Genomic DNA, 20315 nt, shown 5'->3' with positions numbered 1-20315 from the left:
ATTTATCAGACTCCGGCAGGTACAATCCGCTTCTTTTTCAAAATCAATAATCCTGCAAAGGTAAGCATACCATTCAGTATCAGCAACTCAAAACCGAACTTATAACCGCCCAGCCAACGCTCGGAGTTCATACTTACAATATAGCAGATAACAGGCGAAAGCACTGCTACCAAAGGAACCCATTTATCGCGGACATTGTATTTTGTAAACAAACCGAACGAATACAGGCCAAGCAGCGGACCGTAGGTATAGCCTGCTATGGTGAATAATTTATCGATGAGTGCACGGTCATAAATAAAGCTGAACAGAATAATGCATAGCAGCAGCAACAGGGCGAAAGACAAGTGTACGACGTATCTGATATTTGTTTTCTGCTTTTCGCTGAGTTTCTCGTTTTTCGGTAAACTCAGAAAATCAATGCAAAACGATGTGGTAAGTGCCGTCAATGCGCCGTCGGCACTGGGATAGGCAGCCGAAATCAGCCCAATCACGAAAACAAGTCCGGCAATAGGTCCGAGATACTGAATGGCAATCATAGGAAACAGTTCATCGCTCTGAGCGGGCAGTGCAATTCCTGAATTCTGGGCATACATAAACAGCGCGGCACCCAGAAACAGAAACATGAAATTCACGAATACCAGAACAAAGCTGAATGAAATCATATTCTTTTTAGCGTCTTTCAGATTCCGACAGCTGAGGTTCTTTTGCATCATTTCCTGATCAAGGCCGGTCATTACAATGGTAATGAACATGCCGCTGAAAAACTGTTTCAGCCAGTTGCTGCGCGATGCCCAGTCGGTAACAATTACTTTTGAATAATCGCTGTGAAAGATATTTCCCGCAAGGCTTGCAAAACTCATGTCCATGCGTCTGGTGATAAGAATAATCGAAAGCCCCACGGCCAGCAGCATAAACGTGGTTTGCAGCATATCGGTCCAGATGATGGTCTTGATACCGCCTTTGAGCGTATAAAGTATTATTAAAGTGATGAAAATAACGACCGTAGCCCAAAACGGAACGCCCAGCGCATCGAACACAAAGCGCTGCAGTACGAATACTACCAGAAACATGCGCAAGGAAGCGCCTATTGTTCGTGATAACAGAAAAAAGAAAGCACCTGTTTTATAAGTAAAAAAGCCGAAACGCTGTTCAAGATAGGAATAAATGGAAGTGAGATTGAGCCTGTAATACAGCGGCAGCAATACATTGGCGATTATGAAATATCCGAAAAGGTAGCCGAACACAACCATGAGATAGCTGAACTGTGTGCCGCCCACATAGCCGGGAACAGACATAAACGTAACACCCGAAAGCGAAGCGCCAATCATTCCATAAGCTATCACAAACCAGGGTGAACGTTTATTGCCGCGGTAAAAGCCTTCGCTGTTGGCTTTGCGCGACGTAAACCACGTAACCACGAACAGCATGGCGGTATAAAGGAGAAAACAGATAAGAATGAGTGTGGGTGTCATGAAACAAAAATAGACAACTGCATACTGCCGTAGTCCGATACAATATTTTATTATTAACACTGTATTATTAATAAAGTGCAAAATATCATTGGTAAAACACCGGGTGATTGCGTATTTTTGTACACTAAATAATATGTTCGTGAACACTTACCCTTCCAAATTATTTGAACAGGCCGTCAATGAGTTTTCCCGTTTACCGGGAATCGGTCGCAAAACGGCCATACGTCTGGTATTGCACCTTTTGAAAGAAAACGCTGCCATTGTCGAAAACTTCGGGAACACCATTGTTCGGCTCAGAAATGAAATAAAGTACTGCACTTCATGCAACAACATTTCCGAAACAGAAACCTGTGAAATATGTTCGGGAAAGAACCGTAATCATGAGGTAATCTGCGTTGTTGAAGACATCCGCGATGTGATGGCTATTGAGAATACGAGCCAGTACAATGGTATGTACCATATTTTGGGCGGAATTATTTCACCCATGGACGGCATAGGTCCTTCGGAACTGAATATCGATACACTCATTGAAAAGGCTGCATCAGGAAAATATGCAGAGATGATACTGGCGCTTCCTGCTACCATAGAAGGCGACACAACAAATTTCTACCTATATAAAAAGATACGCGACTACGATATCATGGTAACCAGTATTGCGCGCGGTGTTTCGTTTGGCGATGAACTTGAGTTTGCCGATGAAGTTACCCTTGGACGCTCCATACTGAACCGCATTCCCTATCAGAACGCGATGGCGAATAAATAGTTTCCATTAATTGCTGATTGGTATAACAGAAGTAATTTTCAAAATTTATGAAAGTATTGTCTCAATAATAGATGATAACTTTCCAGTGGCGGAAACAGGCTGAGGCACCGTAACTCAGATTCAGGTAATATTGATTAAGCCACATACCGGAAAACAATTTGAGGATTGTTTTGAGCTTTTTCTGCATTTTTGTATATTTGCTAAAAAAAACTGCCATGACAGTATTTGAATTAAAACAGCGTTTAATCCAAAAGATTAATCATACAAAAAACAACAGGATACTTGAAGAGGTATACCGACTCCTTGAAAATGAGGAGACCGACAATACTAGTTTCCCCTTATCCGACGAACAAAAAAATGCGATTGCCGAATCGCAAGTCCAATATCGAAATGGGCAAATTATTACCGGAGAGCAGGCCGATAAAGACGTTGACGAATGGTTAAAAACGACAAAAGCGCCTTGAGGCGCTTTTTCTATTTAAGGGTGGAAGACGGGTCTATAAGTTTCATTGATTTAGTAATTGTTATATTGTTGTTTTACAGGTCATTAATAGGACTCGAAATAATCTTGCACTGACGCAACTGACGCAGTATTGAATATCAGCACCTTGAAGGTACGGCCATAGCCAAAGTTAATTGCTACCGAATTTTCGATCAATATAGCCGGAAATGATTTTACTATATTCGGAATAATCTAATTGCTCTTTAATTCCACCGAAAAAATTGCCAAAGTATTGCTTTCCGAACTCAGCCAATTCCTTATCGCTAAGTTTGCTTTTCAAAGGACGATACTCTTCCGAAAATACGTACATGCCAGTTTCCTTGTCTTTCGCCAAACCAAGACTTACTATTCCGTCACCTCCATGAGCCTTATATAATAATCGCATGACTAGACTTTTCACAGTAGTCAGATCAACATAGTTCTTCTTAATGACTTCTCCCAATACTGTACCAATTAACTCCTTTAATTCCTCTTTTGATTTCGGTAGCGTATTTTCTGTTGTAAAGAGGCTATATACTTCGATTCCCAAAGCATTACAAATACTTTCAAGTAATGTAACATTTATAGATACTTTACCACTGTATATATCATAAACCGCTTGACGGGTCCTTCCAATGCGATCAGCAAGATCTTTTGCGGAGATATTTTTTTTATCTGCTACTTCCTTGATTTTTAATCCAATATTCATATTTTATGATTTATTGTTAATAAAAAAGCAAATTAAATCTTGCCATATACAGATAATACTTTACATTTGTAACGAATATATTTTACATTATTTGGAAATTACATTCGTAAAACATGACAAAGATACGTAATAAAAGTGTACTAAAGTACAAAATCAAAGAAAAAATTGATTTTTTCCCTCATGGCGAATACGTACTGGCGAAAAGGATTCTGCCAAAACTACTTGGCATAAACCCACGGACCTTTGAAAAATACATCTATACCAAGGCTACTGAGCACTACGAAATGCCGGCCGGTCATCTTGCAGTCTTGGCAAATTTCTTCAATTGTTTGATGGAAGAAATGTACAACTACCCGCCAAAAACAAGAGGAATTAGAGACGTTTCAAAAATGCACACCCAAGATCTGGCCTCAGAGCTGGGATTAATTAAATAGGCCCTATGGAAGAATTTGAAAAAATATCACATTTTGAAAGCATCGCGGATAAGCATCCGTCCTCTATTAGTATTGATGATTTTGTTAGATCCATCAAATCTGGGAAAATCCATGGTCGCTCAATAAAAAAAACCATTGAGCATATCCGAAGCGCAGCAGATAGCAACGAAAGATCTAAACTCAAACGGACTCTTCCTGCGGTAACGCTTTCCGCTGAATGTTCAGGGGGGCACAAAAAAGCTAATATCATAAGCACAACTGGACTTATTCAAATTGATATTGATAAGCTAGAAGATGTCGACAAGAAGAAGGAACAGTTAAAGGATGATCCATTTATTAAAATAATGTTCGTCAGCCCAAGCGGTAATGGGTTGAAGTGTATCTTGAAAATTGGCAGCTCCCCTCCTAATCACTTATTTGAATCCATTTGCAGTTATTTTAAGGAGCAATATGCTATTGAGGTAGATAAACAGGTTAAGGACGAAAGCCGCTTGTGCTTTTACTCCTATGATCCAGATATCTTCATAAATGATAACGCCATCGAATTTGTCGCTGTGGTTAATAAGCCAGATGACAGTCCAAAAAAGCTTACGCCAGATATAGAGCACCTCATTTCAAAATTAGAAGCTGCAAGCATTGATGTTACCACAAACTACAATGATTGGATCATGCTGGCATTTGCACTTACCGACGCTTTCGGTGCCGCCGGTGAACAATACTTTCACCGAATCAGCAAATTTTATCCCGGCTACAACCAGAAAGATTGCTCAAAACAGTATCACGAGTGCATGAAATCCGGGAGTAGAAATATATCAATAAAAAGCCTGATCTCTTTTGTTACGGGTAAACTCGGCAAGCAAGAATCAAAAATTCCTGATGTAACACGAGGAATAAAGCCACTTGAAGACATAATATTCTATACTCCATCCTACGACAAGGACGGGAACCTTAAAGACCTAAAAATTGATTATACGAAGTGGATTGAAGTATTGTACGGACTTGGATTTCGCAGGTTTGATATAGGTAAAAACTTCGTATTTGTAAGGGTGGTTGATCAGATCATTGAAGAAGTTAGCGTGACGCATATTCAGGATGCGTTCATACACTTCCTTGAGAGCCTACCTGAAAATCTGCCGGGCGGTGTCTCGAGGGAATTTCTGATTGGCAAAATCTATCGTAATCCATCCCACTATTTCTGCGAGAATAGATTGAATCTTCTACGGCCAAAGGAGCAATTTCAATTTACAGAGGATACAAAAGACACATGCTTTATCTACTTTAAAAATGGTTTTGTCCGCTGCACACGTGACGGGTACCAATTATTACCATATGAACAGCTAGCCGGTTTGATATGGAAAAATCAGATAGTTGACCGGGGTTTTACCTTTTTGGATTTTATGTCGTCGTCGCCACAAGAAAAGGGCGAGTTTTCATTTTTTACTTTCAACCTATGCGGCAAAAACCCTGAACGCTACGAATCATTAACTTCAATCATCGGCTATTTGCTTCATAGCCATTTTTCTGGCAAGCTCAAAGCAGTGGTCCTAACCGACAGTAAGATTTCGGACGTGCCCAGCGGAAGAACGGGAAAGACCCTACTTGGGCAGGGGCTGGGATATGCCAAAAAATACACTGAGCTTAACGGGAAAGACTTTGATTCTGCCAATAAACACAAGTATCAGGAATTAGATCTTGATACGCAGATCGTCCACCTGAACGATGTTAAAAAGAGCTTTGACTTTGAAAGTCTGTTTAATGATATTACCGAAGGCATTGTTGTCGATAAAAAGAATATCAAGCCTTTTAAGGTCAAAGCAAAAATGATCATCTCCACAAACAAGACCATCCGCATTGAAGGAGCCAGCGCCCGTGACAGAGCTATTGAGTTTGAATTTGCAGACTATTACAATGAAAAATTTAGTCCGGAAGATGAATTTCACCATTGGTTTTTTCGCGACTGGGACGAAACGGAATGGATGAAATTTTTCAACTTCTGTCTTTTTTGCATTAGTTCATACTTAAAAACTGGAATCGTTGTGGCCGCTCCGGTAAATCTGAACCGGCGGAAACTTCTTGAAAACACAAACCAGGAGTTTGTTGAATTCATGGACAGTCAAGTGAAAGAGGGCGAAATCAAGCCCGGAATCGAGTATGACAAAAAAGGACTATTTGACCGTTTTCTGTTGGAATCCCCTGAATTTGCCGATATCAAGAGTTTCAAACAGCGACGATTTACCGAGTGCCTAAGAACTTATGCCAAGTACTCCGGGCATTTCTCTGCTGTGGATCCCGATGCGAATGAAAGGAAAAGCGGTAATGTACGGTATATTACTTTTCCACCACCCTGAGAGTGTATCATATTTTTTTATTTTTCTACGTCCACTAAATCCAAAAAAATATTAAAAGAAGATAATCAGCGATTTATACAAAACTTAAAACATCCATTTCTGAGTCCAACCTAAACCCTTAAAACTGGACGTAAGGACGCAGAAATTTTAAAAAAAGCAGCACACATAAAAATTCAGCTTAAAATCCCCATTATGAAAAACTTCAATTATTCCATATCCAACAAATCGCCACCAGCAAACAATGCAGTTTCCCGGAAATAATTCGAATATATAACCTTATAATTTTAAAAATATGAAAATTGAATTTACAGTCCATACGGACAACATCGTTGAGTTTGCAGAGATACTGAATGCTCACGATTTGGAAAATGAAATCACCGGAGCAACGATAGAAGGCGAGCTTCTGATTGATGTGCATTACAACAAAAATGACCGTGGTGCCATAGAAGAGCTTGAAGAGCTTGCAGTATCCGATGATGAGTAACTATAATTATAAACCGGCGGGAGTGACACATGTTTGCTCCCGCCTTCTTGATAATTGATAATAATTATGAAAACAAAAATATGTAAACGTTGCAGCAAAGAGTTTACTGCACAGCGAGACGATGCAAGTTTTTGCAGCTCGTCCTGCCGGTCTTTATTCTGGCAAAATAACAAATCTCAAAAAAAAGCAGAAGAAGAATTCCAGAAGCAATTGAAAGGGCTAGTGAATGACAACCCAGAGCCAGTCATAAAAACGATTACTGAGGTAGTCCCTAATAAGGAATTCATTGCCCTGCAATTAAAATTGAAACAAAAGGAAGAAGATGCTAAAAAATTGCAGCAGCAAAAGATGGCAATTACCAAAGAGTTACAAATTCTAAAGAATATGGGGGCAGGCAATATTGTGCTCCTTGGCGCAAGTGCAGGAACTTTGATTGGCTATAGCCACGCTAAAGAAGATAAGCGTGACCCAAATAAACGTTTAGCCGGGGCATTTAAAGGTGGAATTTGGGGGTGCCTTAGTGGTATTGCGTTTGAGTTGCTGACCAAAGAGCGTCGCGAAAAGCAGCAACAATTGGAAATCCGTGAGTTAAACGTTAGAATTCAGGATATAAACGCTAAGCTAACGTTACTTGATACTGAAATTGATGAGCTGAAAGCCATGTTGAGTAAGACTAAGCGGCTATTAACTATCGAAAAAGAAGTCATAATAAAAACTGTCCCGAACCTCCGCCTCCCACTTGAAAAATCTGCCGTAAATACCGCGCCGAAACGTGAGCTAAACGTTTATAAACAGCTAACAACTCCTGCAAAGACGGCTGATAACGTTAATCCAGGTAGTAAAATCATCAGCAGTGCCCACTTGACTGAAATGGAATATCAGGCACTTAATTTTCAAGGCCGCTGGCAGTATTTTTTTGGTCTGCCATCACTGAACTTCCATTGCGCCCTGCACGGAATGGCCGGTGAAGGCAAATCCACTTTCGCCATACAGTTTGCTAATTACCTAGCAGTAAACTTTGGAAGGGTTATATATATCAGTGGCGAAGAGGGCTTTTCCAAAACCATGAAAGACAAGTTCATCAATAACAATGCAGCAACGGAAAACCTATTTCTGGCCGACCTGCGCACTTATCAGGATTTGGTGAATGAGGTAAAGCCTAACACCTTTAACTTCATCTTTATTGACAGTCTGGATAACATGCGCATCGGGGCATTAGAACTTAAGGAACTCCGCAAGCTCTATATGAATTCTGCGTTGGTCACTATTTCCCAATCTACCAAAGAAGGAAAAATGCGTGGCTCATATGAAATAGTGCATGATTCAGATATTGCGGTTTCCGTGTCAGGTGGCATTGCTGAAACAGTTAAAAACCGCTTTTTAGAGAAGGGCCGAAAATATAAAATATTTGATGCAGATCCAGGGGAAGGAATAATGCCGTGGAATACCGTCAAGGGATGAGTGGAAAAACTTTACTACTGTCGATCATTTCATTGCAAGTGAGGCCATCGTACCAATAATCTTTACAATAGAAATATCCAGGCAATGGTGTCATTAATTTGCCCGATTGGCTCGTCACAAAATATGATGCCGTTGCTTCGCAAATATAAATATGACCAACTAAACAGGATTAAGAAAATGAATGCTTATGCTTCAGGAAATCTTCGTACTGGCAATAGCAAGACCATTCAAACAGACGGTGCCTTCAGCGCATCATACATTTATGATGCTAACGGTAATATTGAGACTCTAAAGCGAGAAATGAGCGGAGGACCTTTTGATTACCAAAAATGTTATAACTACTATGGCACTGGCCGATTGGACTGTATTGCAGATGCGGCGCATAGCAATGACAATAACTCCGATAGAGATAATCAGAGTGAAGGCAATTACAAGTATGATGAAATTGAAAATATTAACAGCTAAGCAAACTGGGTATTAAGGCAATAGCTTAGCGCACCGACGGAAAAATCGATTCAATATTTGTTTCAACTGGAGGCAAACTCGCCCTAAATTATAAGTATGACCCACTATGGTTCTAAAGCCTTGGTGTAAAAACAATCAGGCGTTAGATAGTTTAACAATTTTTCATTATATTTACCGTTCAAAAAGGATTACGAATTGGCAAATCACTTGGGAAATATATTGACCACTGTTTCTGATAGCAGGTATGCCTACGGGACTTCCAATGGCGGGCTCGTCACAGCGTATTCGGCAGTTAAAATATCGTCGCAGGATTATTATCCTTTTGGCATGTTGATGCAAAAAAGGTCGTCCTCATCTAATAGCTACCGTTTCGGTTTCAATGGCCAGGAAAAAGATGATGAAATTACGGGAGTTACTGGAAGTGATTATGACTTCGGTGCAAGGATATATGATGCGAGAGTTGGGAGGTGGATGAGTTAGCTACAGGCAAAGAAAAAGTAAACTTGCTGCCTTTTCCGGGCTCGCTTTTTACGTGTATCTTTCCACCGTTCTTTTCTGTAAATTCCTTGCTCAAATACAGGCCCAAACCGGTTCCGATTTTACTTGACCGCTGTGCACCCTCATCGGCAGGCACTAATTTGAATAGGTTCTCGATTTCATCTTTGTACATTCCCGGTCCGTTATCAGCAAATTCAATTTCCGCGTAGGCTCCGCAGTTTCTGACTGAAATAATAATCGTATCCTTGCTAGGCGAGAATTTAAGCGCATTTGAAAGCAGATTCCGGAGAACAATCTTGGTTGTTTCCTGATCTGCAAATACTTTTACCGCTTTGGGCGACCTCAACTCTATGGTTATTGACTTTTGGAATTGCATGTGTGCTGTTTGGGCAACACATTCATCAATAAGGTCACTGATTTTTATGGGCTCTGGTGTTAATTGAATCGCATCTGCCTGCTCTATTGACCACGTCATTAGGTTGTCAAGCAGTTCCATAGTGCCTAAGGCCGAACTTTTTAAGCTGAGCATATATTTGGCTCTTTTGCCTTCCTCCAGTTTAACACCATCGGTAAGCAGCTCAAGCGTGGGCAAAAGGTTGCTGATCGGCCCGCGGAGGTCATGTGAAATAATAGACATCAGCTTATCCTTAGTGCTCAGTGCCTCAATAAGCAACTCTTCAGTATGTTTCTGATCGGTTATGTCAATATGGGTTCCCATTGTCCGCAGCGGCTGATCTTTGTGATTCCGTTCAACAACGCGTCCGTGATCCAATATCCATTTCCACTTCCCGCTTTTTGTCAGAATACGGTGCACCGTTTCGTAATATTCCGTTTCGCCTTTGAGATGCTTTGACAGTTCTGCATTTACACTTTGCAAATCGTCAGGATGAACCAATTTAGCCCAACTCGAAACATGTGGCTTGATATCTCCCGTTCCATATTCAAGCATTTTACACCATGTATCGCTAAAATATACATGACCTGTCACGTTGTTCCAATCCCAAATACCCTCTCTGGCGCTTTCAATGGCAAGCTTCAGCCTCAATTCACTGTCCTTTATTTTCTGAATGTCATTTTTCCGCTCCAGGGCACTCGAAAGTACATTGGTAATGGTCTTATCAAAAATAAGTTCGGAATCGGTGAATTCAATAAGTGGATTCGAAATGTCAATACCTAAATAACCCAAATAGGTATTCTGGATATGCAAAGGGAAATACGCCACAGATTTTGCGCCCCTCTGCCTTAGTAATTTCGAAAAATCGGGCGGAAGCGCGGTAATATCTTTATAGCAGATTACGCCCTCTTTCATCAGTTTTTCTTTCCACTCATCCGTGGCCACCGTATTCAATTTAAGCAAATTCTTGGTCTGGCCGGAAGTGCGCAGATTGTATGCCTCCATAATAGTCGGATCTAAATCGATATCCGGCGAATCCTGTACAATATAAACCCTGCTGTATTCGTTCTGTTGCAATATCAGATTTAAGATATTTTGAATTGCATAATCAACATTGGTTGAACCGTTGAGCAACATCAGAATATCGGCCATCATTTTCTGCTTTTTGAACAGTTGGCTGATTTTGTTCTCTGCTTGTTTTATGGAAGTTATGTCAATAGCCGAAGTTAACAGGAATTCATGGGTTTGTATTTTAATATTGTCCATTGAAAACAAACAGTCCATCAGCTCGCCTGATTTGGTCTTCACGGAAACTTCAAGATTCCGTATTTCACCCTTTTTAGCAATCAGCTCAAGCGCTTTCTGCCTTTGCCAGTAGTCGTGAAACAAGTTTAAGTCTTTTGAAGTTTTGCCGATAACCTCGTCTTTTGTATAGCCGGTAGATTTCAAAAATTGTTGATTGACATCTATTAAAACACCACTGCTATGTGTGCTGATGGCCATGAGTACCGGCGCAAAATTGAATACTTTTGAGAACTTTTCTTCAGACAGTTTCAAATCGGTCATGTTCCGGCTAACGCCAATCAAAGCTTCCTTTGAGTTCCATATACCCTTGTAAACTCTCGTTTCTACAGGGACATAACTGTCGTCTTTGGCAAGCAGCGGCAAGGGGCAACTTGCCGCTTTACCAGTAATCATATCCAGCACTGTAATTTTTGCTTGTGCCCTGAATTCGGGTGGATGCACCAACAATACATTTTTTCCGATTAAATCTTCTGATGAGTATCCAAGAATCTTGGTCACGGCATCATTTATTTCAATGATATTTCCTTCCATATCAAGTATGAAAAGAAAGTCTATGTTATTTTTGAAAAAATCTCGGAAACTATTATCCATCTTGTTTTCTTTTGATATTATTTGTTTTTCGTTCTGCCACAGGCGGATTTCGTCTGCAGTTAACCTCATTCATTATCTTTTATCTGTTAGGCTTGTTTCTTGCCTGCATGCTCATAAAATAAGTATCAATAAGTATCACTGCCAATATCAAACAAGGTGTGTGCGTGTTCTATTAATAGCGTAATGAGTCTTGGGCCATTTTTGTTACAACTTCATTTTCGAAATTATAAAGCTTTACAAATGTTTGAGAAGTCGCATCCTTTTTCTGTGCTGTTATAACTACAAAATTCATAGTGGTCTTGCCCGGGTTATGATCAATCCATGTTCCCGAATTCGCATAAACACATTTTTTGTTTTCATAACTTTTTGCCCCGACAATTTTAGGGTCGTGCGTATGACCAAATACAACGATCCTTTTATTTGATTTAGGATTCATAAAATACTGCAAACTTGACTGATAGTCGGTCTCGGTAGCTGACATTACTGAATCGATTGCACGAGAAGCGCCCGTATGTACAGCTACATAATTGGCCGTTTGTCTTGCGTCCCAATTATCTTGAATTCCCTTGTAAAAATTCACATCAATCAATCCGCCTGATTTCGTTTGATAGGGAAGAAGGTCGTTTACAGAATAAGTCCCTGTGTATCCATTAACATTCGTTACAATAATTTTCTCATCAAATTTATTTGCAACCGGGAAGAAATTCAAGGTTAATGCCCAATCCTTCCAATAGCGAAACAATAAATCCTGGCTTTCATTACCCGAAATATTCGGGGCAACCAATGGTATTATGTTGCTTGGTGCCGGGCGCCCTTGTACTACCCAAAGTGCTGCTATTCTTGTAAAAAAATATCCGGGAGGCATTATGTTGCCCGGTGCGATATCCTGATTTGAAAACGGGTCAGGCGCACAGAAAAAATTATAGCGGTGACTATGCTCAATAGCTATTTGGGGATAGTCAACCGGAGAATAAGTGCCTAAGCCCAAGCCTGCATCCCTTGCCTGGTTTATCCCCGGAAGAACACTTTCAATGTTTGCTGGTGAAATGGTTAAATCATGATTTCCGGGCACATAAGTAACCAAAATCTTACCTTCTTGAATGATGCTGTTTAAAGCGTCAATTACGACTTTGTTGGTGGTTGCAACCCGCTTTACAAAATCGGCCTGATCCTTTCCCTGATAAGTGTTAACCGTGGCCGGCACAAACCATTCATCAACCAAATCTCCGGCTATAACCAGCTCTTTAACATTGGGCGACTCTTTGATTTGTTTTAGCAGTTTTTCAAGATGTTCAAGGTTATGTTTACACTCAGCGTAGGCAATATCGGCACCAAGATGAATATCGCTGATAACAACGATCATATTCCGCTCGTTCCCACCATTGCTAAATGGATTTATTCCGGGATCTGATGGCCCTGACTTTTCAAAAGGTGAAAAAGCCGTAAAAAACAGCATCACACAAAAAGCACTAAATATTCTTACAGAAAATTTCATAATACGCTCATTATTAAATTATTCCTACTCATATAGCTTTTCGGAATCCGCTCGTATTTTTTATTGTATTCATAATAATATAATACAAAGGTAAATATAATTATTCTTATTTTTTATCAAAAACAACATATGCATATTGTTTTGAATAATAGTATGTTAAAGACCGGTCGGCTGATGTTTGGCAGTTTTAAACCAGAAAAAACTTTTCTTGGCAACGGCCGGCCAGAGTCCTTATATTTTCAAATATATCAGAGCACTCCTCTGTTTATCTTTCAAGACGTATGTAAAATGTTGCGCCTTCACCCACAACAGACTCGCCCCAGATATCGCCCCCATGCTTATTCACAATTCGCCAAACAATGGCCAGACCTATACCTGTGCCTGTAAAATCAGTATCGGCATGCAACCGCTGAAATGGGATGAAAAGCTTTGAAGCGTATTCCATGTTGAACCCAACTCCATTATCTTTGATATAGATATACTCTTTCCCATTTTTTATGATGCGGCCTATTTTTATCATTGGTGAGCTCACTTGAGCCGAATATTTTATGGCATTTCCTATAAGGTTTTCGAATGCGATACGCACCAGGCCATGGTCACCGCTTATTATCAGACCATCTTCAATTTCGACGCCGAAATTATTCTCGGAATTCGTTGTTTCTATGATGTCGGAGGCGAGTCTTTTTATATCAATTCTACCGATTTCAATTTCTTTGCGGGTAATTACAGACAAGTTCAGCAGGTCGTCGATTAATAGCGACATGCGCTGTGCACTGCTTGCCATGCGGTTCAAATAGTTTCTGGCTGTTTCGTCAAGTTGGGCGTCATAATCTTCGATGAGTGCCGCCGAAAATCCATTGATGGCCCTGAGTGGTGCCCTGAGGTCGTGCGACAAGGAATAGCTGAATGCTTCCAACTCTTTCACGGCACTTTCAAGCTGATTGGTGCGCGATTGAACGTGTTGCTCCAGTGTGTCGTTCAGTTCATGAAGTGAATTTATGGCGTTTTTATAATCCGTCAGGTCATTGACTACGGTGTACCTGAATCTTTTTCCGTTGATGTTGAAATCTTCTCCACCCAATGTTACCATTTTTTTATCTCCGTTCTTGGCTGTCAGTGTTGCTTCCAGTTTGGGTATTTTCGATGCCCCGGGAGGTATTTGAGCCGTCACTGCAATGAGGTCATCCATCGTCATAATTCCTGCCTCTAGCGGCGTTTTCCCAATTATTTCATGTTCCTCATATCCGAGTAAATCGTAGAATGCCTTGTTTACTTCTAAATATTTCTCCGTTGCCAGATCCGTAAATCCGCAGGCCGACGGGTTTAAATGAAATACTTTTGAAAATTTCTCTTCCGAAAGTGTTATTTCCGAAATATCTTTCGTTATTCCGTAAATAGCAGGATTTCCATCCCATGTGCCCTTGTAAGCCCTTGATTCAACAACTATCGGCTCACCGGTTTTAGTAATTAAATTGAACGGGCAATTCATTCGTATCCCGCTTAATATTTCAGCGAAAACCTGTGCAACATCTTCTCTGTCTTCAGGAGAATGTATCTTAAACACAGATTGCCCGGTAATTTCTTCAATGGTATATCCAAGACGCTTGCATACAGAGTCATTCACGTGTTTAATAATCCCTTGTTCGTCAAGTATAAAAAGCATTTCACCAATAGTGTTGAACAGGGTTTCAAAATTCCTGCGCGACTGATCCAACATCGCTTCCGAGGCCTTTACATCGGTAACATCCAGAATGGTTCCGACGACCGTAATATTTGCATTTTCGAATTCTTTGTCCAAATCGGCAATTGCCCTGATAATCCGTGGAGCAGATCCATCGGCGGGATATACATTGTACTCGTCGTTTAATGTTACTCCATGCTCAATAAGATTCATCAGGTCCTGATGAATTTTTTCTTTTTCCTGAATGCAGGATTGAATCTTCTCGTAGGTGAGGTTGTCGTTGCTTCCGAGACCGAAAAGACGGATGGCTTCTTCCGAACCATGACAATAGCCGGTGTCGGGCTGGAAAATCCATGAACCGATCTTACCCCGTTTCTGAACTTTTGAAACATTCCTGTTCGCATTCATCAACTTTATGGTTGTTTCCTCAAAGGCTTTTCTTATATTGGTTTGTTCGCTAATATCATGAATGATTGTTTGAATAAATACGCTGCCATTTATTTCATAGGGCCCTGTGAAAACCTCAACATCGCGGATCTCGCCTGATGCCACTTTGTGCTGAAAGTAAAAATGATTCTGTTGTGAATTTCCGGCACGAGCCAATTGCTTGAGAATCTCGGCCCTGGGAAGGGTATTTATTTCAGAAATATTCTTGTTCGTCATTTTCTGCATTGTCCAACCGTAAAACTTGCACGCAGCGTCGTTCGCATCTACAATGCTGCCACTGGCGGTTTCTATCACAAGCATGGGGATCCGGCTCGTATGAAAGAAGGACCGGTAACGCTCTTCTGTGGCCTGATAGTGATCCTGAAGTTTAACAATTTCAGAAATATTATTAAATCCGGCGATGATTTCAATTACAGTGCCTTGTTCGTCAACAACAGGAGAAACATTGACCTCTACCCATTTTATTTCGCTGCTGTCCGGCGCCTGAACTCCTATTACCTGATTTACAATAGGTTCTTTGGTCATTAGGGCGATGGCATACGGACTTTCTTCCAAAGGAATCGGCCTTCCGTCTTTGAAAAACATGTTCCATTCCGAGTCGGCCATTAATTTGCCAACCATATTTTGCTCGGTTACGCCGAATATTTTGGCCGCCTGATTATTTATCGAAATAACGGTTGAATCAGGTGCGAAAATGATTACCCCATCATTGAGGGTTGAAAGTACGTTGTTATAACGGGTTTCTATGGATGTCGGCGAGCCCATTGGAATATTCGTATTTTTTTCATCACTGAAGCTTACAAGAATTTCATCGCGGGCATTACTGGGTCCCGTCAAGGGCATTATGCTCACAAATACGTTCTTTTCAGTAGGAAGTTCAATTTTGGTTTGAAAGGGAATTTTTGAGTTCATTACACTGCGTGTCTCGGTCCCAATCTCGGCATATTTTGTAATGTAAATAACATTCATAAAGGGCTGCCCGATATCATCGGCACTGATATTCATATAATTCCGAATCAAGCTTGTGTATTGCATGATATTCAGATCTTTATCTAAAAGTAGGACGGCAACATTTAAGCCCTCAAAGACACCAATAATATCTGATTTTGAATGCTGTACGAGTGTTTTCATGATATTAAAGTTATACTGTTATTTCGGTATTGAGAAATAAAAAGTCGAGCCTTTATCAAGCTCAGAATCAGCCCACACCTTACCGCCATGGCGTGTGATTATTTTACGAACATTTGCAAGACCAATTCCGGTTCCGTCAAATTCAACCGATGAATGCAGTCGTTGGAACACACCAAAAAGTTTTTGTGAATACTTCATGTCAAACCCAACGCCATTATCACGAACATAAAAGACAACATCATCAATTGTTTCATAAAAATTCACCTCAATAATTGCAGGATTTCTGCCTTTGCTGAATTTGTAGGCGTTGTCAAGCAGATTAATCCATACAAAATGCAACAATGCGTTGTCAGCTTTTATTACAGGCAGATCAGCAATACGCCATTCTACGGTTACATCGCCGGCTATTGATTCAACGTGCATGCGTGCAGTTTCAACTATTTTCTTTATTTCAATTTGAGTTGTAACCAGCGGTTGCGTGCTATTCTTTGTAAACTCGAGCAGTCGGTCCATAAGAGACGACATGAGATTCGTATTTCTGACGATGGTATCCAAAAAATGCTGTGCTTCTTCCGGGATATTGTTGGCATGTTCGGATGTTATGAGCTGTGCAAAGCTGCTGATATGCCTCAGAGGCGTGCGCAGGTCATGCGCAATGGAGTAGGAGAACGACTCGAGTTCTTTGTTGGCAAGTTCCAGTTGTTCAGTACGTTTAATAACGCGCTGTTCCAGCTCTTCATTCAGTTTTCGTACACTTTCTCTGGCTTCAAGTATCTCGCGGTTCTTCTTACGATTCACTGCTTGCGCAAGAACTTGCTGGCCAAACACGTCAAAAATGATGTTCCTTTCTTCCTCCAGCTTTTCATAAATTACATTGTTTGTTACCAAATTACCGCCAACAATCATTAGCGAAATACCATTTTTCGGTTCATCAAGAAGCGTTATATACGCTTCTGATAAAGGAAAATCGGGTCCGAGCAATTGCATTTCGGCAGGTAACGGCTGCAGGATCTTTCCCTGACCTAGGATGCGGTACAATGAAACTAAAACAGATTTTATTTTCAAATATTCATGTTCAGCAACCGAAGCACCTTCTATACCGAATAGAATGGACGCCGGCTCATCAAAATTGCCAAAGAAAGCCAATCCTGTTTCAACCTCAAAAATATCAACGATTGCCTCTGCTATTAATTTTAGAAATGCGCCGTCCGATATTTCTTTGAGAGCATTCCTGTTGAACGCATGCATTCGTTTGTGTATAACAATCTCATTATCCAGGCTATTTCTGGTATTAATCAGTTCTTGCTCAATGGCTGAAAAGCGGGTAACTTTAAGCTGCAATTCATTATATCGCCTGATGAGCTCCGCCCGCGCTCCCTCGGACTCCATGGGTATAAATGTGCGAATATCAGTACTCTCGTTCCCGTCCATTATTTCCTGTATATTGCATACAATGCTGTTGTGTAATTATGGTAGGTGTTTTTTCCGCCCAACCGTGCGAACTCACCGAAACCATACATTCCGAGCCATGGCGGGCATACTCCGTTCTCGCTGAATGGTGTCTGCATGCGACTCACAATTTCTTCTTTAAGCACCCTGTTGAATAAAAAGCGTCCACGTGCAAGGCAATCGGCATGGAACATTGCCACGAGCGTTTTGCCTTTCATGCGTTCAATCATAGACTCCACCATATTATCCATTTCATTGAATATCAATATTTCGTTACGCGTTGTCAGCCACAACTTAGTTCCTTCGCTGATGGTGGTAGGATAGAGGATGGCTTCATCTTTATGCCGGGTTACTACCCTGAGAATGTGCTGATTTCCGTATTCCGCTGCCAGTTCCGGCGAAAGTTGTTCGGCAAGAGCCCCGATCGGAATTGTATCTCCGCAGCCTGCCGTATCAGGTAATCCAAGTCGATGTATAAATTCCGACCAAGCGGGTTTGTTATCCAACTCTAAGATTCTGTATCCATCTGCTTTTGTTACTGTCATGGGTTCCCCAACGGCAACAAATCCATGCGTTGCCTGGGTATCTATCACTAAGCTTGGATCGGAAAAACCAACCATAAAGGCAGCGTGCTCAAAAACGGTGTTGTCAACGGCCTGATAGCTGATTGCTCCGTGCATATTGTCGGATGATGTTGCCCCGAAAATTGTAACATCTGACCCGAAAACAGATTCTATGGCTGCTATGCATTGGTCGTTTGCAATATCTATTCCTGAAGCCATGAAATAGATCATATTTACGCCGGCATCTTTTTTATAAAGGTCCTGAGCAATTTCAACACACTTTTCATAGGAATTATAGCCAAAAACTCCGTCGGCGTGGGAAACAGCGAATTCTTTTCCCCGAATTGCCATAATCGCAATATCTTTCATAGATTCGCTTACGCCTTCTCTGCCTACAATACCACAGCATGATGAGGCGACAATTTTTGCATTTGGCGCCAATTGTTTTATCTGGTCAGTCAGTTCCGGAAAATTGTGTCCTACAGAAGCGTGTAAAATTACCAAATCACAGCTACTGTATTTGTTGCCCATGGCAACTTCCATGCATTCGGTAATGCCTCTTCTGGCATTTACCATTCGTGTGCTGGCTGAAAAGAATTCTAACATTTTTTCCTTTTTAATTATTAATGTGTTCCCTGTTTTAAAATTGAAATTTTTGTAGTGCTTAAATAATGGTTCACGCTTGACACAAAATTCATTTCTCAATCGGACATTACTATAATTGATTCACTTCATTATAAATTATTAAATTTTAATATTTTATGAAGGTACTACATATCTATTTGCATATAAACGAGCTAATAGACCTGTTTATCATGTATTTTGAATATTGATAATCAGCTTAGGCTGTTAGCCTTAGGTAGTGAGAAATAAAAGCAGGCGCCTTTGTCTGGTTCAGATTTTGCCCATATCTTACCGCCGTGGCGAATAATTATTTTGCGCACATTTGCCAATCCAATGCCCGTTCCCTCATATCCTTTTGATGAGTGCAATCTTTGGAACACCCCAAAAAGGTTCTGCGCATATTTCATATCAAATCCAATTCCATTATCGCGTATGTAAAAAATTACGGCACTTTCAATTTCAAAACATCCGATATCAATAATGGCTAGGCTCCGCTCGCCTGAATATTTAACAGCATTGCTGATAAGGTTCATCCAAACCATCATTATAAGATTATAGTCCGCATTTACCGTTAATAATTCAGACACATTCCATGAAATGTTGTTTTTCTTTGACATCTCTACAATTTGGAGGCGGGCAGCTTCCACAACCTTTCCCATATCGAAGGCTGTTGCCTCGAGTTCTTTTCTGCTGTTTCTGGAAAAATCGAGCAGTCCATCGATTAATAACGACATCATTTTGGCGTTACGCATTATCGTATCAAGAAAGTGCTGTGCCTCCTCCGGCAGTTGTTCTTTATAATCGCTTGCCAGCATATCGGCAAATCCGTTAATGTGCCTTAGCGGAGCTTGGAGGTCATGAGACACCGAATATGAAAAAGATTCAAGTTCTTTATTTGCCTCATCAAGCTGGGCCGTTCTTTCCAACACTCTTTTTTCAAGATCTTCATTGAGTTTTAGTACATTTTCCTCGGCCAGTCTGCGGTCTTTATTCTCGGCAATAAGATCTTCGGTAAGGTTAAATGCAGCTTCTCTGCTCTCGTCCAGTTCTCTAATCAGAGCTTTAAGTTCATGTTCGGTCTTTTCTCTCTTTGCAAGCTCTGCCGAAAGTTCGCGGGTGCGTTCAGCTACCACAGTTTCCAAAAGTGCTTTCTCGGTTCTTACAACATCTTCCGACTGCTTCATGCGGGCCATTGATGAAACTTGGGCAACCAGCTCAGTACGGTCAATCGGTTTTGACAGGAAGGCCTCAGCGCCAAGGCTCAGAATCTTTACCCTGCTCAATGAGTCTGTTCTAAGTGCTGTCAGCACAATAACTGGAATACGCTTTAATTGGTCATCTTTTTTAATGACACTGCACACTTCGAACCCGTCCATCTCCGGCATAGACAAATCAAGCAGGATAACATCGGGCGATTCGGCCATGGCCATTTTAATTCCCTCTTTACCCGAAAGCGCTGTCTTAATGGAGAATACGCGCAAACTGGTCCCCTAGTTCCGCGTTAAGCTGACCCCCTTTTT

Annotated in this window: 16 protein-coding genes; 8 read left to right on the top strand and 8 right to left on the bottom strand. The window is 40.9% G+C overall.

The features are described from left to right. Positions 1 to 5: 5 nt before the first annotated feature. Entirely contained in the window at positions 6 to 1472 is a 1467-nt protein-coding gene (locus WCM76_08310) for a sodium:solute symporter (protein ID MEI6765630.1), read from the bottom strand. Between the two features lie 133 nt (positions 1473 to 1605). On the opposite strand from WCM76_08310, the gene recR reads away from it, so the two are divergent. Further along, positions 1606 to 2235 carry a recombination mediator RecR gene (gene recR / locus WCM76_08305; protein ID MEI6765629.1) on the top strand — a complete coding sequence of 210 codons (630 nt, stop codon included), beginning with the start codon at positions 1606 to 1608 and terminating at the stop codon, positions 2233 to 2235. Between the two features lie 215 nt (positions 2236 to 2450). Continuing rightward, a complete protein-coding gene (locus WCM76_08300) occupies positions 2451 to 2699 on the top strand; it encodes a hypothetical protein (GenBank protein MEI6765628.1) in 249 nt (82 codons plus the stop codon). Positions 2700 to 2867: 168 nt separating this feature from the next. Here the strand turns inward: WCM76_08300 and WCM76_08295 are convergent, their stop codons facing one another. Then, positions 2868 to 3425, bottom strand: coding sequence for a helix-turn-helix transcriptional regulator (locus WCM76_08295; protein MEI6765627.1), 558 nt, complete (start codon positions 3423 to 3425; stop codon positions 2868 to 2870). 113 nt (positions 3426 to 3538) lie between these two features. On the opposite strand from WCM76_08295, the gene WCM76_08290 reads away from it, so the two are divergent. The 6 genes from WCM76_08290 to WCM76_08265 all read left to right on the top strand — a co-directional run bounded on the left by WCM76_08290 (position 3539) and on the right by WCM76_08265 (position 9097). Continuing rightward, entirely contained in the window at positions 3539 to 3859 is a 321-nt protein-coding gene (locus tag WCM76_08290) for a hypothetical protein (protein ID MEI6765626.1), read from the top strand. A gap of 5 nt (positions 3860 to 3864) precedes the next feature. After that, positions 3865 to 6207, top strand: coding sequence for a BT4734/BF3469 family protein (locus tag WCM76_08285; protein MEI6765625.1), 2343 nt, complete (start codon positions 3865 to 3867; stop codon positions 6205 to 6207). Between the two features lie 292 nt (positions 6208 to 6499). Then, the gene (locus WCM76_08280; GenBank protein ID MEI6765624.1) at positions 6500 to 6691 is read left to right on the top strand and encodes a hypothetical protein; all 192 of its coding nucleotides are present in this window, start codon (positions 6500 to 6502) and stop codon (positions 6689 to 6691) included. 66 nt (positions 6692 to 6757) lie between these two features. After that, positions 6758 to 8152: a hypothetical protein gene (locus tag WCM76_08275; protein MEI6765623.1), complete on the top strand. Its 1395-nt coding sequence runs from the start codon at positions 6758 to 6760 to the stop codon at positions 8150 to 8152. 84 nt (positions 8153 to 8236) lie between these two features. After that, positions 8237 to 8617, top strand: a complete 381-nt coding sequence (locus WCM76_08270) for a hypothetical protein (protein ID MEI6765622.1) — start codon at positions 8237 to 8239, stop codon at positions 8615 to 8617. 327 nt (positions 8618 to 8944) lie between these two features. Continuing rightward, positions 8945 to 9097 (top strand): hypothetical protein, encoded by a 153-nt coding sequence (locus WCM76_08265; protein MEI6765621.1) that lies wholly within the window; start codon positions 8945 to 8947, stop codon positions 9095 to 9097. Here the strand turns inward: WCM76_08265 and WCM76_08260 are convergent. The 6 genes from WCM76_08260 to WCM76_08235 form a co-directional block, all read right to left on the bottom strand. Continuing rightward, the gene (locus tag WCM76_08260; protein ID MEI6765620.1) at positions 9030 to 11474 is read right to left on the bottom strand and encodes a PAS domain S-box protein; all 2445 of its coding nucleotides are present in this window, start codon (positions 11472 to 11474) and stop codon (positions 9030 to 9032) included. The genes WCM76_08265 and WCM76_08260 overlap by 68 nt on opposite strands. Before the next feature lie 103 nt (positions 11475 to 11577). Beyond that, positions 11578 to 12900 (bottom strand): metallophosphoesterase, encoded by a 1323-nt coding sequence (locus tag WCM76_08255; protein ID MEI6765619.1) that lies wholly within the window; start codon positions 12898 to 12900, stop codon positions 11578 to 11580. Positions 12901 to 13165: 265 nt separating this feature from the next. Then, complete coding sequence (locus tag WCM76_08250) at positions 13166 to 16159, bottom strand: PAS domain S-box protein (GenBank protein MEI6765618.1); 2994 nt, start codon at positions 16157 to 16159, stop codon at positions 13166 to 13168. Positions 16160 to 16177: 18 nt separating this feature from the next. Beyond that, positions 16178 to 17590: an ATP-binding protein gene (locus WCM76_08245; GenBank protein ID MEI6765617.1), complete on the bottom strand. Its 1413-nt coding sequence runs from the start codon at positions 17588 to 17590 to the stop codon at positions 16178 to 16180. Continuing rightward, the gene (locus WCM76_08240; protein ID MEI6765616.1) at positions 17590 to 18777 is read right to left on the bottom strand and encodes an FIST N-terminal domain-containing protein; all 1188 of its coding nucleotides are present in this window, start codon (positions 18775 to 18777) and stop codon (positions 17590 to 17592) included. The genes WCM76_08245 and WCM76_08240 overlap by 1 nt, the downstream gene beginning before the upstream one ends. A gap of 230 nt (positions 18778 to 19007) precedes the next feature. Continuing rightward, positions 19008 to 20276, bottom strand: a complete 1269-nt coding sequence (locus WCM76_08235; protein ID MEI6765615.1) for an ATP-binding protein — start codon at positions 20274 to 20276, stop codon at positions 19008 to 19010. Positions 20277 to 20315 lie beyond the last annotated feature (39 nt).

This window comes from Bacteroidota bacterium, assembly GCA_037133915.1.
Classification (GTDB): Bacteria; Bacteroidota; Bacteroidia; order Bacteroidales; family CAIWKO01; genus JBAXND01.
The sequence above is the reverse complement of the archived record's forward strand: the minus strand, read 5'-3'. Positions and strand labels throughout refer to the sequence as shown.

Coding starts and splice junctions, on each gene's coding strand:
- WCM76_08310 (MEI6765630.1), bottom strand. CDS start 1,472: ATGACACCCACACTCATTCTTATCTGTTTTCTCCTTTATACCGCCATG.
- recR (MEI6765629.1), top strand. CDS start 1,606: ATGTTCGTGAACACTTACCCTTCCAAATTATTTGAACAGGCCGTCAAT.
- WCM76_08300 (MEI6765628.1), top strand. CDS start 2,451: ATGACAGTATTTGAATTAAAACAGCGTTTAATCCAAAAGATTAATCAT.
- WCM76_08295 (MEI6765627.1), bottom strand. CDS start 3,425: ATGAATATTGGATTAAAAATCAAGGAAGTAGCAGATAAAAAAAATATC.
- WCM76_08290 (MEI6765626.1), top strand. CDS start 3,539: ATGACAAAGATACGTAATAAAAGTGTACTAAAGTACAAAATCAAAGAA.
- WCM76_08285 (MEI6765625.1), top strand. CDS start 3,865: ATGGAAGAATTTGAAAAAATATCACATTTTGAAAGCATCGCGGATAAG.
- WCM76_08280 (MEI6765624.1), top strand. CDS start 6,500: ATGAAAATTGAATTTACAGTCCATACGGACAACATCGTTGAGTTTGCA.
- WCM76_08275 (MEI6765623.1), top strand. CDS start 6,758: ATGAAAACAAAAATATGTAAACGTTGCAGCAAAGAGTTTACTGCACAG.
- WCM76_08270 (MEI6765622.1), top strand. CDS start 8,237: ATGGTGTCATTAATTTGCCCGATTGGCTCGTCACAAAATATGATGCCG.
- WCM76_08265 (MEI6765621.1), top strand. CDS start 8,945: ATGTTGATGCAAAAAAGGTCGTCCTCATCTAATAGCTACCGTTTCGGT.
- WCM76_08260 (MEI6765620.1), bottom strand. CDS start 11,474: ATGAGGTTAACTGCAGACGAAATCCGCCTGTGGCAGAACGAAAAACAA.
- WCM76_08255 (MEI6765619.1), bottom strand. CDS start 12,900: ATGAAATTTTCTGTAAGAATATTTAGTGCTTTTTGTGTGATGCTGTTT.
- WCM76_08250 (MEI6765618.1), bottom strand. CDS start 16,159: ATGAAAACACTCGTACAGCATTCAAAATCAGATATTATTGGTGTCTTT.
- WCM76_08245 (MEI6765617.1), bottom strand. CDS start 17,590: ATGGACGGGAACGAGAGTACTGATATTCGCACATTTATACCCATGGAG.
- WCM76_08240 (MEI6765616.1), bottom strand. CDS start 18,777: ATGTTAGAATTCTTTTCAGCCAGCACACGAATGGTAAATGCCAGAAGA.